9 protein-coding genes are annotated in these 13,310 nt (G+C 72.3%); 4 read left to right on the plus strand and 5 right to left on the minus strand.

Going from position 1 to position 13,310, the window contains the following annotated elements:
- Positions 1-44: 44 nt before the first annotated feature.
- Complete coding sequence (locus ACZ4SW_RS15000; protein ID WP_468242527.1) at positions 45-284, plus strand: hypothetical protein; 240 nt, start codon at positions 45-47, stop codon at positions 282-284.
- Between the two features lie 126 nt (positions 285-410).
- Here the strand turns inward: ACZ4SW_RS15000 and ACZ4SW_RS15005 are convergent, their stop codons facing one another.
- The gene (locus ACZ4SW_RS15005; RefSeq protein ID WP_468242529.1) at positions 411-983 is read right to left on the minus strand and encodes a TetR/AcrR family transcriptional regulator; all 573 of its coding nucleotides are present in this window, start codon (positions 981-983) and stop codon (positions 411-413) included.
- 102 nt (positions 984-1,085) lie between these two features.
- Between ACZ4SW_RS15005 and ACZ4SW_RS15010 the strand changes: the two genes are divergently transcribed.
- Complete coding sequence (locus ACZ4SW_RS15010) at positions 1,086-2,564, plus strand: FAD-dependent monooxygenase (RefSeq protein WP_468242532.1); 1,479 nt, start codon at positions 1,086-1,088, stop codon at positions 2,562-2,564.
- On the opposite strand, the gene ACZ4SW_RS15015 is transcribed toward ACZ4SW_RS15010, so the two are convergent.
- Complete coding sequence (locus ACZ4SW_RS15015) at positions 2,542-3,078, minus strand: MarR family winged helix-turn-helix transcriptional regulator (protein ID WP_468242683.1); 537 nt, start codon at positions 3,076-3,078, stop codon at positions 2,542-2,544. The genes ACZ4SW_RS15010 and ACZ4SW_RS15015 overlap by 23 nt on opposite strands.
- 161 nt (positions 3,079-3,239) lie before the next feature.
- Between ACZ4SW_RS15015 and ACZ4SW_RS15020 the strand changes: the two genes are divergently transcribed.
- The gene (locus ACZ4SW_RS15020; protein WP_468242534.1) at positions 3,240-4,622 is read left to right on the plus strand and encodes an MFS transporter; all 1,383 of its coding nucleotides are present in this window, start codon (positions 3,240-3,242) and stop codon (positions 4,620-4,622) included.
- Positions 4,623-4,644: 22 nt separating this feature from the next.
- Entirely contained in the window at positions 4,645-5,646 is a 1,002-nt protein-coding gene (locus tag ACZ4SW_RS15025; RefSeq protein WP_468242536.1) for an EamA family transporter, read from the plus strand.
- Positions 5,647-5,695: 49 nt separating this feature from the next.
- Here ACZ4SW_RS15025 and pepN read toward each other — a convergent pair whose 3' ends face one another.
- The 3 genes from pepN to ACZ4SW_RS15040 all read right to left on the minus strand — a co-directional run bounded on the left by pepN (position 5,696) and on the right by ACZ4SW_RS15040 (position 13,098).
- On the minus strand, positions 5,696-8,275 hold the full coding sequence (pepN, locus tag ACZ4SW_RS15030) for an aminopeptidase N (RefSeq protein ID WP_468242538.1): 2,580 nt from the start codon (positions 8,273-8,275) through the stop codon (positions 5,696-5,698).
- Between the two features lie 131 nt (positions 8,276-8,406).
- Positions 8,407-9,423 carry an aspartate-semialdehyde dehydrogenase gene (locus ACZ4SW_RS15035; RefSeq protein WP_468242540.1) on the minus strand — a complete coding sequence of 339 codons (1,017 nt, stop codon included), beginning with the start codon at positions 9,421-9,423 and terminating at the stop codon, positions 8,407-8,409.
- Positions 9,424-9,798: 375 nt separating this feature from the next.
- Positions 9,799-13,098: a S8 family serine peptidase gene (locus ACZ4SW_RS15040; RefSeq protein ID WP_468242542.1), complete on the minus strand. Its 3,300-nt coding sequence runs from the start codon at positions 13,096-13,098 to the stop codon at positions 9,799-9,801.
- Between the last annotated feature and the right edge of the window lie 212 nt (positions 13,099-13,310).

Here is a 13,310-nt window from a genome sequence, read left to right on the forward strand (position 1 = left end):
ACCCCGGGCGCGCGGGCCGTTCGGGCGTTCGCTACTTTTGCACCGTGGACAAGAAGAACGCCCTGCGCGCCGGCGCCCTGGCCGCCGGTACGACGCTGATGATGCTGCTCATGTCGTCCCCCGCGCTCGCGCTGACGCGCGACGACGGCGACGACCCCGGCAAGGGCCTGAGCGTGGCCGAGACGCTGGGGCTGTTCGTGGCGGCGCCGCTCGTGCTGTTCGCGGTCATCGCGGGCCTGGTCATGGTGACCGACAAGTCCCGCAAGCAGGCCAAGCAGGGCTGACGCCCACACGGTCGTACTGTTCGCCGAGGGAGTCCGCGCACCGGTCGGGTGCGGGGGCTCCCTCGGCGTGTTCCCGGGGCCGGGGTGCCCCGGTTCCACGCGGCGACGGGCCGGGGATCTCCATGGCTACGGGTGCGGCGCGGTGAGGTAGCGCCGCACCGTGGGAGCCAGCCAGGCCAGGACCTCCTCGCGGGCCAGGGCGACGGCCGGCGGGACCTTCAGGACGTAGCGGGCCAACGCCATCCCGATGATCTGCGAGGCGGCGAGGCCCGCCCGGGCGGGTGCCTGCTCGGGGTCGGGGCACGTCTGCCGGGCGACGGGCAGGATCTGGTCCCGGAAGATGTCCTGAAGCCGCTGGGCCCCCGCCGGGTTGGTGACGCCGACGCGCAGCAGCGCGGTGAGCGCGTCGTGGTTCTCCTCCCAGAGGGTGAGGAAGTGGTTCACCAGGACCACGCCCACCTCCTGGCGGGGCACTCCCCGCAGGTCGGGCAGACGCAGATCGACGTCGAGGACCGCGTCGAAGAGGCCCTCCTTGGAGCCGTAGTAGCGCATGACCATGGACGGGTCGATCCGCGCGTCCCTGGCGATCGCGCGGATGGTGGTGCGCTCATAGCCGTCGGAGGCGAAGCGCTCCCGGGCGGCCGAGAGGATCGCGCCGCGGGTGGCGTCGGAGCGGCGTGGCGGAGCTTTTTCGGGCATGCCAACAAACGTAGGCCAACAGGTGTTGACCGTCCAGAGTAAGCCAACGTATGTTGGCAAACGAGCGTTGGCCCACACGTGTTGGCATCCCAGGAGGCAGCCATGACAGAGACGCCCCGCACCACCGCTCCCGGCCACGGCACCCTCACCCCCGCCGGCGTCCTCGTCGTCGGCTGCGGACCCACCGGCCTCCTCGTCGCCGGTGACCTGGCCACCGCGGGGATCCCCGTCACCCTCGTCGAGAAGCGCCCCCACAGGATCAGCAACCTCTCCCGCGCCTTCGTCCTGCACGCCCGCACCCTGGAGCAACTCGACACCCGCGATCTCGCCGACGAGCTGGAGGCCAAGGGGCGGCCGCTCTCCGACATCCGGCTCTTCGGCGGGCTCTCCGTCCGGCTCGACACCCTCCCCTCCCGCTTCCGGCACCTGCTCGTCCTGCCCCAGTACGAGGTGGAGAAGGCGCTGGAGCGGCGCGCGGCCGACGCCGGGGTGCGGTTCCTGTACGAGACCGAGGTCACCGGCGTCGCCCAGGACGCCGACGGTGTGACGCTGCACGTCCGCCGCCCCGACGGCGAGCCCGGCGAGCTGCGCGCCGCCTACGCCGTGGGCGCCGACGGCCTGCACAGCGCCGTACGCCGCTCGATCGGCCTGCCCTTCCCGGGGAAGTCCGTCATCCGCTCCGTCGTCCTCGCCGACGTCCTGCTCGACGAGCAGCCCGAGGGGACGCTGACCGCCAACGCGGTCGGCGAGGCCTTCGCCTTCATCGCGCCCTTCGGCGACGGCTACCACCGCGTCATCGCCTGGCACCGCGGCCGCGACGTCCCCGACAGTGCGCCGCTCGACCTCGACGAGGTCCGCGACACCGTCCGTCTCGCGCTCGGCCGCGACTACGGCATGCGCGACGCCCGCTGGATGTCCCGCTTCCACAGCGACGAGCGCCAGGCGCCCGCCTACCGGGTCGGCCGCGTCTTCCTCGCCGGGGACGCCGCGCATGTGCACACCCCGGCCGGCGGGCAGGGCATGAACACCGGCCTCCAGGACGCCGCGAACCTCTCCTGGAAGCTCGCCGCCGTCCTGCGCGGCCACGCCGACCCCGCCCTGCTGGACAGCTACCAGTCCGAGCGCCACCCCGTCGGCAGGGCGGTGCTGCGCAGCAGCGGCGGCATCGTGCGCCTCGCCATGGCCAAGCGCCCCTGGACCCTCGCGCTGCGCACCGTGCTCGCCGCCGCCGTCACCCACGTCGGCCCCCTCCGGCGGCGCGTGACGGGCCAGGTCACCGGCATCGGGTACCGGTACGCCGCGCCCCGGGGCGCCCACCCGCTGGTCGGCAGGCGCATCCCGGACGTGGCCCTCACCGGCGGCCGGCTCTACGAGGCCCTGCGCGGCGGCCGGTTCGTGCTGATCACTCCGGAGCCCTGCGACGCGGACGGCCGCAAGGACCGCCTGGCCGTGGAGCACTGGGCGGGCGGACGGAGCACGACCGTGCTGGTGCGGCCCGACGGCCATGTCGCCTGGGCCGCCGAGTCGCCCGACGCGGCCGAGACCGAGGCGGCACTGCTCAGGTGGACGGGCCGGGGGTGACCGTACCCGCGAGCAACTGACGCAGCAGGTCGGCGAGTTGGCCGGCCTGTTGTGTGTCCAGGGCCTTCAGGGCCTCCGTCTGCACCGAGAGCCCGGCGACGACCGCCTCGTCGATCAGCCGGAAACCCTCCTCGGTGAGCGTCACCTGGAGCCCGCGCCGGTCGTGCGGGTCGGGGGAGCGGCGCACCAGCCCGGCCCGTTCCAGCTTGTCCAGGCGGCCGGTCATCCCGCCCGTGGTGAGCATCAGGGTCGACGACAGCCGGCGCGGCGAGAGCGTGTACGGTTCACCGGCGCGGCGCAGGGTCGCCAGGACGTCGAACTCCCCGCGCGAGATCCCGAACCGCGCGTAGGCCTTCTCCACCCGGTCGCCCATCGCCCGCGAGAGCCGGTAGATGCGCCCGAAGACCTCCATCGCCGCGGTGTCGAGGTCGGGCCGTACGGCCGCCCACTGATCGATGATCGCGTCGACGTCGTCCCGAGGGGCCGGCTCCTGCTCGCCGCGCTGGTCCGCCATGTCCGCGCCCTGGTCCTTGACCTCGTCGTTCATGTGACGAGTATCCGCCGAACCCCGATCGCTCGCAAGAAAGCGGCTTGACGCTAAGTTGCTTATCGCTAAGCTACTTTCCATCAAGCAAGCACCGGACCGACAGAAGTGAGGATCGGGGGCGACGCCACATGGCGACGGACACCAAGCACGACCGACGCATACCGCAGCAGTGGGCCCTTCCGGTCGCGGCAGCGGTCAACGGGCTCGGGACGGGCATGTACGTCCCGTTCACCCTGGTGTTCTTCCACCACGTCACAGGACTCGGCTATCCGGTCGTGGGCGCCGTGCTCACCGCGACCGGGCTCGCCGGGCTCGCGGCGCTCCCGCTCGCCGGGGCGGCCGTCGACCGCCACGGCGCCAAACGCGTCCAGCTCGCCCTCTACGGCGTCCGCGTCATCGGCTTCCTCCTCTACCCGCTCGCCCACGCGCTCTGGGCTTTCGCCGTGGTCGCCCTGGTGACCGCGGCCGCTGACCGGGCCGCCCCCGCCGCGCAGCAGTCGCTGATCGGCGAAGTGGCGCGCGGCGCCGGACGCGACCGTCTCCAGGCCGCCACGCGCGCCCTGCAGAACGGCGGCAACGGCGCCGGAGCCCTGCTCGCCTCCCTCGTCATCGGGCTCGCGGGCGGTGCCGGGTACACCTACGCGGCCTGGGGCAACGCCCTGTCGTTCGCGGTGGCGGCGCTGGTGCTGCTGCCCCTGAAAACCCCGTCGGCGGGCGGGACCGCACTCCGGACCCGGGCGAAGACCGGATACCGGCTCGTGCTCGCCGACCGGCCCTTCATCGTCCTGATCGGCGCCAACTTCCTGAACGCGCTGAGCTATTCGGCCCTCGCCGTGCTCTACCCGCTCTTCATCGTCGGCGGGCTGCACGGACCGGCGGTGCTCGCCGGTGGCGCCTTCGCGCTTAACACCGCACTGTGCGCGGGCGCCGGGATATTCGTCGGCGGGCGGGTGAGACGGGCCGGTGCGCGCAGGACCCGGGCCGCGGCGCTCGGCGGGACCCTGTTCGCCGTCTCCTTCGTCGCGCAGATCGTGCTCGGCACGGTGCGGCCAGCCGCCGACTTGGCCCTCGGCGGCGCGCTGGCCGTCGTGGTCGTCGTCTACACCCTCGGCGAACTGATCCACAGCCCCGCCGCCGAGGTGCTCGCGGTGTCGGCCGCGCCCGAGGCGGTGCGCGGACGGTACCTGGCCGCGTACCAGATCTCCTGGTCACTGGCCAAGGCCGTGGCGCCGTCGCTGTTCACCGCACTGCTCGCGGTGGACGGACGGGCGCCGTGGGCCTTCCTCGTCGCCACGTCGGCGGTCGCGGCCGGCCTCCTGCTGCGCGTGGAGCGGCGGCTGCCGGCCGAGGCGCTCGTGCCGCGCGGGGTGACGGTGGCGCGGGGCGACCGCGCCCAGCCCGTCGCCGGACCGGCCGACGGCTCGCAGCCCGTCGCCGGACCGGCCGACGGCTCGCAGCCCGCCACCGCACCGGCCGACCGCGCCCAGCCCGCCCCCGGACCGGCCCACTGATCTCCCCCAAGGAGCGTTCGTCATGAAGCGGCATGCCACCGTCCTGCTCACCGCCCTCGCCCCCGCCTCCTGGGGCACGACCTACGCCGTCACCACGGAGTTCCTGCCCGACGGCCGCCCGCTGTTCACCGGCCTGATGCGCGCACTGCCCGCCGGGCTGCTGCTGCTCGCCCTCGGGCGGGTACTGCCGCGCGGTGCCTGGTGGTGGAAGGCGGCGGTGCTGGGCGCACTGAACATCGGCGCCTTCTTCCCGCTGCTGTTCCTGTCCGCGTACCGGCTGCCGGGCGGGATGGCGGCCGTCGTCGGCTCCGTCGGGCCGTTGTTCGTGGCGGGGCTGTCGGCGCTGCTGCTGGGGGAGCGGCCGACGGTGCGGACGCTGCTCACGGGCGCCGCCGCGGCCCTCGGCGTCAGCCTCGTCGTGCTGAGGGCGGCCGGGGAGCTCGACCCGGTGGGCGTGCTCGCCGCGCTCGCCTCCACCGCCTCCATGTCCACGGGCACGGTGCTGACCAAGCGCTGGGGCCGCCCGGACGGCGTCGGCCCGCTCGCCTTCACCGGGTGGCAGCTCACCGCGGGCGGACTGCTGCTCGCGCCGGTCGCACTGACAGCGGAGGGGACGCCGCCCGCGCTCGGCGCCCCGGCCGTCGGCGGCTACCTCTACCTGGCCCTGGCGAACACGGCGGTGGCGTACTGGCTGTGGTTCCGCGGCATCGGACGGCTCAGCGCGACGCAGGTCTCCTTCCTCGGCCCGCTCTCCCCGCTCACCGCCGCGGTGGTCGGCTGGGCGGCCCTGGACCAGACGCTCGCGCCCGCGCAACTGGCGGGCATGGCGCTCGCCTTCGGGGCGACGGTCGTCGGCCAGCGCCGGCCGTCGCGCGGCCGAGGGGGCGCCCCCGCCGCACCTGCCCGTCCCGTACCCGAGGGCTGCCGCCCCCGGATCCCCGCTTCGGCCCGCGGGGTCGAAGGGGCGATGCCCCTGGAGGCGGGAGGGGCAGGGCCGGCCGGGGCCGGGACGACCCCGGCGTGAACCCCGCCGAAGGCGCCCGGCACACGCCGGGCGCCTCACACGGGTGCTGCTAGGCCGCGGCCGCGTCCGCCGCCTGCGCCTTCAGCGCCCGTTCGACGCCCGCGCGTGCCTCCGAGGTCAGGCGCCGCAGCGCCGGAGGCGGCTCGGCGGAGGCCAGCCAGGTGTCGGTCTTCGCCAGCGTGTCCTCGGACACCTGGATCGACGGGTAGAGGCCGACCACGATCTGCTGGGCCATCTCGTGCGAACGGGAGTCCCAGATGTCCCTGACCACCTCGAAGTACTTCTCCGCGTACGGGGCGAGCAGCTCACGCTGGTCGGTCTGGACGAAGCCCGCGATCACCGCCTCCTGCACGGCGTTGGGCAGCTTGTCGGACTCCACGACCGACGCCCAGGCCTCCGCCTTGGCCTCCGCCGTCGGGCGGGCGGCGCGGGCGGTGGCCGCGTGCCGCTCGCCGGCCGCGGTCCTGTCGCGCTCGAGCTCGCCCGCGATCTCCGCCTCGTCGAAGCGGCCCACTGCCGCGAGCCGCTCCACGAAGGCCCAGCGCAGCTCGGTGTCCACCACCAGGCCCTCGATGGTCTGCGAACCGTCGAGGAGCGCCTCCAGCAGGTCGAGCTGCTCCGGGGTCCGGGCGGTCGCCGCGAAGGCGCGCGCCCACGCGAGCTGGTGGTCGCCGCCCGGCTCGGCGGCGCGCAGATGGGCGAGGGTCGCGTCCGTCCACCGGGTCAGCAGCGCCTCGCGCGTGGACGGGTCGGCGTACAGGTCGATGGCCAGCTTCACCTGGCGGTGCAGCGACTGCACGACACCGATGTCGGACTCCTTGGCGATGCCGGACAGGACCAGCGAGAGGTAGTCGCGGGTCGCCAGCTCCGCGTCCCGGGTCATGTCCCAGGCCGACGCCCAGCACAGGGCGCGCGGCAGCGAGGACTCGAAGTCGCCCAGGTGCTCGGTCACGAAGGCCAGCGACTTCTCGTCCAGGCGGACCTTGGCGTAGGACAGGTCGTCGTCGTTGAGCAGGATCACGTCCGGGCGGCGCCGGCCGGTCAGCTCCGGTACGGCGGTCAGCTCGCCGTCGACGTCCACCTCGATCCGGCCGTCCTCCCCGCGCACCAGCTTGCCGCTGTCGCCGTCGAGGCCGTACAGGCCGATGGCGATGCGGTGCGGACGCAGGGTCGGCTCGCCCTTGGCGCCGGCGGGCAGCGCGGGGGCCTCCTGGCGGATCGCGAAGGACGTGATGACGCCCTGCTCGTCCGTCTCGATCTCGGGCCGCAGGATGTTGATGCCCGCGGTCTGGAGCCACTTCGTCGACCAGGTCTTCAGGTCGCGCCCGGAGGTCTCCTCCAGGGCGCCCAGCAGGTCGGACAGGCGCGTGTTGCCGTAGGCGTGGCGCTTGAAGTACGCCTGCACGCCGCGGAAGAACTCGTCCATGCCGACGTACGCGACGAGCTGCTTGAGCACGCTCGCGCCCTTGGCGTACGTGATGCCGTCGAAGTTGACGAGCACGTCGTCCAGGTCGCGGATCTCGGCCATGATCGGGTGCGTGGAGGGGAGCTGGTCCTGCCGGTACGCCCACGTCTTCATGGAGTTGGCGAACGTGGTCCAGGAGTGCGGCCAGCGGGAGTCGGGGTGCAGCGCCTGGCAGGCGGCCTCGGCGTAGGTGGCGAACGACTCGTTCAGCCACAGGTCGTTCCACCACTCCATGGTGACCAGGTCGCCGAACCACATGTGGGCCAGCTCGTGCAGGATCGTGGCGGCCCGGGCCTCGTACGCCGCGTCGGTCACCTTCGAACGGAACACGTACTGGTCGCGCAGGGTGACCGCGCCCGCGTTCTCCATCGCGCCCGCGTTGAACTCCGGCACGAAGAGCTGGTCGTACTTCTGGAACGGGTACGGGTAGTCGAACTTCTCCTGGAACCACTCGAAGCCCTGCCGGGTCACCTCGAAGATCGCGTCGGAGTCGAGGTGCTCGGCGAGGGAGGGCCGGCAGTAGATGCCGAGCGGGACGCTCTGGCCGTCCTTCTCGTACACGCTGTGCACGGAGTGGTACGGGCCGACGATCAGCGCGGTGACGTACGTCGAGATCCGCGGTGTCGGCTCGAAGACCCAGACGTCGTCCTTGGGCTCCGGGGTGGGGGAGTTGGAAATGACGGTCCAGCCGCTGGGCGCCTTCACGGTGAACTGGAAGGTGGCCTTCAGGTCCGGCTGCTCGAAGGAGGCGAACACCCGCCGGGCGTCGGGCACCTCGAACTGGGTGTAGAGGTAGGCCTGGTTGTCGACGGGGTCGACGAAACGGTGCAGGCCCTCACCGGTGTTGGTGTACGCGCAGTCGGCGACGACCCGCAGGATGTTGCGGCCCTGGAGGAGGCCGGGCAGCGCGATCCGCGAGTCCTTGAAGACCTCGGCGGGGTCGAGGGAGTCGCCGTTGAGTGTGACCTCGTGGACGGCCGGAGCCACCAGGTCGATGAAGGACTCCGCGCCGTTCTCGGCGGAATCGAAGCGCACCGTGGTCACGGACCGGTAGGTGCCGCCCTCCTGCGCGCCGGAGAGGTCGAGATCGATCTCGTACGAGTCAACGGTGAGCAGCTTCGCCCGCTGCTGCGCCTCTTCGCGAGTCAGGTTTGTGCCAGGCACGCGGTCATCTCCTCGTGATGTGTCGGTTCCGTCATCCTTCCACGTCACCGGCCACGCTGGGCGATGACCGGGCGCACAGCAAGGGGCGCGCACCAGGAGTGGTGCGCGCCCGTTCGATCTGAGGGTTTTCCCTATTCGCTCAGCTCGGCGGCCACCAGCTCCGCGATCTGCACGGCGTTGAGCGCCGCGCCCTTGCGGAGGTTGTCGTTGGAGACGAACAGGGCCAGACCGTTCTCCACCGTCTCGTCGCGGCGGATGCGGCCCACGTACGACGGGTCCTTGCCGGCCGCCTGCAGCGGGGTGGGGATGTCGGAGAGGGCCACGCCCGGCGCGCCGGCCAGCAGCTCCGTCGCGCGCTCCACCGACAGCGGACGCGCGAAGCGGGCGTTGACCTGGAGGGAGTGCCCGGAGAAGACGGGGACGCGGACGCAGGTGCCGGAGACCTTCAGCCCGGGGATCTCCAGGATCTTGCGGGACTCGTTGCGGAGCTTCTGCTCCTCGTCGGTCTCGTGCAGGCCGTCGTCGACGAGGTTGCCCGCGAAGGGAACGACGTTGAAGGCGATCGGGCGCTTGTAGACCTGCGGCTCGGGGAAGTCGAGCGCCTCGCCGTCGTGGGTCAGCTTGTCGGCCTCGGCGATCACCTTCTGCGCCTGCCCGTGCAGCTCCGCCACGCCCGCGAGGCCCGAGCCGGACACCGCCTGGTAGGTGGCGACGACCAGCGCCTCCAGACCCGCCTCCTCGTGCAGGGGCTTGAGCACCGGCATCGCGGCCATCGTCGTGCAGTTCGGGTTGGCGATGATGCCCTTGGGGCGGTTCACCACCGCGTGCGGGTTCACCTCGGAGACCACCAGCGGCACGTCCGGGTCCCTGCGCCAGGCGGAGGAGTTGTCGATCACCACGGCGCCCTGCGAGGCGACCTTCTCGGCCAGCGCCTTCGAGGTCGCGCCGCCCGCCGAGAACAGCACGATGTCCAGGCCGGTGTAGTCGGCCGTCGCCGCGTCCTCCACGGTCACCCCGTCGAGGAGGGTCCCCGCCGAACGGGCCGAGGCGAACAGGCGCAGTTCGGTGACCGGGAAGTCGCGCTCCGCGAGGATCCTGCGCATGACCGTGCCGACCTGACCGGTCGCTCCGACGATTCCGACCCTCACGGCGACTCCCTCTCGTGATCTTTGCGTGGCTGTTGCCTGACCGAGGCTTTTCCATCATGCGGCCGACCCCGGTCCGCCTGTCCAATCCTTTGCACCAGGTGCCCGAGGAATGGGACGCCACGGCCCGGCCGCCGGTTGCCGAACTGCGGCGGCCACCCCGCTGAGCTGCAGAAATTCAGCCACCGGGCGTCCCGCACCGCAAGCTGTGCTGCCCCGCGCCTGCCCTCACCCGTCCGGCGCACACGACGATGTGATGTACGCCCCATCCGGAGGCCCCAGGAGGCCCCAGGAGGCGCCCCGGAGGCCCCCTGGAGCCCCCCGGAAGCGGGAAAGGGCGGGCGCCTCACGGACGCCCGCCCCACAGCCGCACGGATCCTACGGCGTGACCTTCCCGATCGCCACGTTGCCGACGCCCGCGACCGTGCCGCGCGCGTTCACCAACTGCACCCGGCCGAAGAACTCGCGGCCCTCGGGTGCCGGAGCGGCCGCGGTGACCGTGCCGGACACCGTCGCGGAGTCGCCCGTGCCGAGCTTCACCGGAGCGGAGGCGTCCACCGCGACCTGGCCGAGCGCCGAGGAGAAGAACACGTCCCGGTAGTCGTACGCCGTCGAACCGGACGGCACCGAGTAGCCCGCGACCTCGATGGTGTACGTCCCGGCGGCCGGGGAGTCGATGTGCACCGCCTCCTCCGAGTCACCGTCGGCGGACTTGCCGACCTCCTTGCCGGAGGCGTCGTACACGGTCAGGTCCAGGTCGGCGGCCCTGTCCGAGACGCCCCCGATGGCGGCGTCGAGCGAGGTGGCGCCCGCCGGGACCGTCACCGTGGTGGTCTGCGTCTCGCCGTTCCCGATCGTCGGCCGGGCCGTCTTCGAGGAGCCGAGCGGACCGCCGACCAGCCTGCCGTCGAGCGCGGCGTACTTGTTGGTCACCTTCCAGGAGGCGGCCGCCGGGGCGCCCGCCTTCGCCTCGGGCACGGTGACGGTCTGCGGGTCGAAGGCCGCGCCCAGGACGGTGACGTTCAGCGTGTACGGGTTGTCGAGCAGCGGCGAGGTGCGGCGCGACTCGACCTCGATCTCCCAGACGCCGGCCTGCGGGTCCGCGTACGAGCGCACGTCGGGCTTGCAGCCGTTGCCGTCCAGGTAGCCGGGGTAGCAGTACGGGGTGCTCGTGTTGTCGACCGGGACGCCGTACGGGTGGATCGCGATGAACCGCGTCTGGCTCTTGTCCTTCAGCCCGCCGATCGCCACCTCCAGAGACTTGGCGCCCTCGGGCACGGTCAGGAAGTAGGACTGCGAGCTGTTGCGCTGCACCGAACCCGACGTCGAGTAGGTGTACGTGACCGGGGCCGCCACCACGACGGTGGTCAGGATCTGCTTGTCGACGCCCTCGGTGAACGGGTCGTCGACCTCGAGGATCGCGCTCTTGATGCCCGCCGAGCGCGGCGCGGCCTGGACCTTCACGGTCACCGGCTGGTTCAGCGGCAGCCTCACCAGGGGCGAGCCGAGGAGGCGGAAGGTGTCGCCCGCGTTGTTCGCGAAGCGCAGCGTGTGCCAGAGGGCGCTGTCGGGGCCGGAGGTGCGGGTGACGGTGATCTCGTACGTCTTCTTCTCGCCCGCCTTGAGGCCGCCCTCGCGGTCGTACAGGCCGGTGCCGAAGCCGGGGGTCTTCAGCGCGTAGTCGATCGCGGTGTCGACGGGGGCCTTCACCGTGTAGTCGTGGGCGCTCGCGCCGTCGCGGATCGCGTCCCAGGCGTCGACGATGTCGATGCGGCCCGCGCCCTCCTCGTACGCCTGCACACCCGGGATGTGGTCGGCGGTCGAGGTCAGGGCGGTGCGCAGCTTCGCGGGGGTGAGGTCGATGCCCTTCTGCTTCGCGGCGCTCAGCAGCAGCGCGCTCGCCCCCGCGGCCTGCGGGGACGCCATCGAGGTGCCCTGGAGCATGGAGTACCCGGCCGGGAGCGAGTAGCCCGCCTCGGGGACCGGCGAGCCGGGCAGCCAGGTCTGGGTGGTGTTGATCGCGGCGCCGGGCGCGACCAGGGTCGGCGTGAAGCCGCCGTCCTCGCGCGGGCCGCGCGAGGAGAAGGGCATCATCTGGTACTTCTTCTCCACGGCCGAGCCGTAGTTCGCGGCCCAGGTCTCCTTGGAGACGGCCGCGCCGACCGAGATCACCTTGTCCGCGAGACCGGGGTCGCCGATGGTGTTGGCGCCGGGGCCGGAGTTGCCCGCGGAGATCACGAGCTGGACGCCGTAGGTGTCGATCAGGCGCGTGTACAGCTCGGCGCGCGCGTTGTTGCCGTCGTTCAGCGCGGGCAGGCCGCCGATGGACATGTTGACGATGTCGACGCCGCGGTTGACGACGAGGTCGATCATGCCCTCGGTGAGCGCGACGTTGGTGCAGCCGCCGGTCCAGGTGCAGGCGCGGGAGGAGACGATCTTGGCGCCGGGGGCGGCGCCGTTCATCTTGCCGCCGAACAGGCCGTTGGCTGCGGTGATACCGGCGACGTGCGTGCCGTGCTCGGACTCGATGACGCCGATGTTGACGAAGTCGGCCTTCTTGCCGACCCAGGAACCGCCGTAGGGGTCCATCGGGACGTCCTTGCGGATCTGCACGACGAACGGCACCCGCTCGGCCACGTCGGTCTTCGGGTCGTCGGTGCCGAACCAGCCGACCTGGAAGCCGTCCTTGTACGGCTTCATCGGCGTGTCGTCGGTGAAGTCGTGGTCGTTGTCCAGGTCGACGGTGACCGTGCCGGCCGCCGGGTCGTACAGGACGCCCCACCCGTCGGTGGTGTCGCCGTCGCGGTTGAGGTCGCCCTTCTCGTCGCCGCCGGTGGTCGCGGACTCCTTGAAGGTGCTGATCTCGTAGGAGCCCGCAGGCGCCTTCCAGCTCTGGCCGCCGTAGGTGAAGGAGGGCCCGGACACCGCCGTCACCATCGGGCGCCAGGTCGCGTCGCCGTCGACGATCGGGTCGGTCGAGGTCACCCAGTCGACGATCTTCCGCTCGCCGGTGGTGGTCTTCTGCAGCGCCGGGTGGCCGAGGTCCACGCCCGAGTCGAGGATGCCGATGGTGATGCCGCGGCCGTCCGCCTTCGGGTGTTCCTTGACGAAGTCGACGGCGCCCGTCTCGAAGGACGGGTTGTACGGGTTCTTCGCCGGGGTGTTGCTGCCGGGCGCCGGGTAAGCGGCGCCCGCGGTACCGGACTTGGCGCCGTCCGCGCTCGGTGACGGGTCGTCCAGCGGGATCTCCCGCTTCAGGTCGATGGCGTGCACGGAGGGCAGCTTCTCGGCGGCGGCGATCGCCGAGTCCGCCGCGGCCGTCGGCACGGTGGCGCGGACGTAGCCGAGCTTGTCGTAGGTGCTGCCCACGGAGCCGCCCTTGACGGCGTCGAGCTGCCTGGCGACCTGCTCCGTCTGGCCGGGTGCGGTCGCGACCATCAGGGTGACGTTCTTGGCGCCGTCGGCCTTGGCCTCGGCGAGCAGGTCCGCGTCGTCCGAACCGAGCTTGGCGCTCGCGGACTTCACGGCGGGGTCGGCGCCGGCCGGCGGGTGGTCCGCGGAGAAGGCCAGGGGTATCGGCCCGGCCGCGGAGAGCGCGGCCACGAGACCGGCGGCCACGGCTGTGCGGGCCATGCGTCTCGCGCCCGTTGTCGGGGCGCGGTGAGGGTCGGTGGTCATCGGCATCCCTTGTAGGTAAAGGAACGTGGGCGGTGCGGCCGGAGTCCGACCATGGACCGGTCCTGACCGCGGCCGTCCGGATGTCGGCTCCGGGCGACCGCTCAGCTTTACCCAAGGGGCAGATGTTTGGGGAGAGTTGACCGAGAGGGGATGGACTCATGGCGTAATCCCGCCATGCGTCAACGGGGACGTAGGGGAACAGGCCGGGACAT

This window comes from Streptomyces sp. NPDC028331 (genome assembly GCF_055565775.1).

Excerpts from the sequence above, each read along its gene's own strand:
- ACZ4SW_RS15005 (WP_468242529.1), bottom strand. The coding sequence starts at position 983 with ATGCCCGAAAAAGCTCCGCCACGCCGCTCCGACGCCACCCGCGGCGCG.
- ACZ4SW_RS15010 (WP_468242532.1), top strand. The coding sequence starts at position 1,086 with ATGACAGAGACGCCCCGCACCACCGCTCCCGGCCACGGCACCCTCACC.
- ACZ4SW_RS15015 (WP_468242683.1), bottom strand. The coding sequence starts at position 3,078 with ATGGCGGACCAGCGCGGCGAGCAGGAGCCGGCCCCTCGGGACGACGTC.
- ACZ4SW_RS15020 (WP_468242534.1), top strand. The coding sequence starts at position 3,240 with ATGGCGACGGACACCAAGCACGACCGACGCATACCGCAGCAGTGGGCC.
- ACZ4SW_RS15025 (WP_468242536.1), top strand. The coding sequence starts at position 4,645 with ATGAAGCGGCATGCCACCGTCCTGCTCACCGCCCTCGCCCCCGCCTCC.
- ACZ4SW_RS15040 (WP_468242542.1), bottom strand. The coding sequence starts at position 13,098 with ATGACCACCGACCCTCACCGCGCCCCGACAACGGGCGCGAGACGCATG.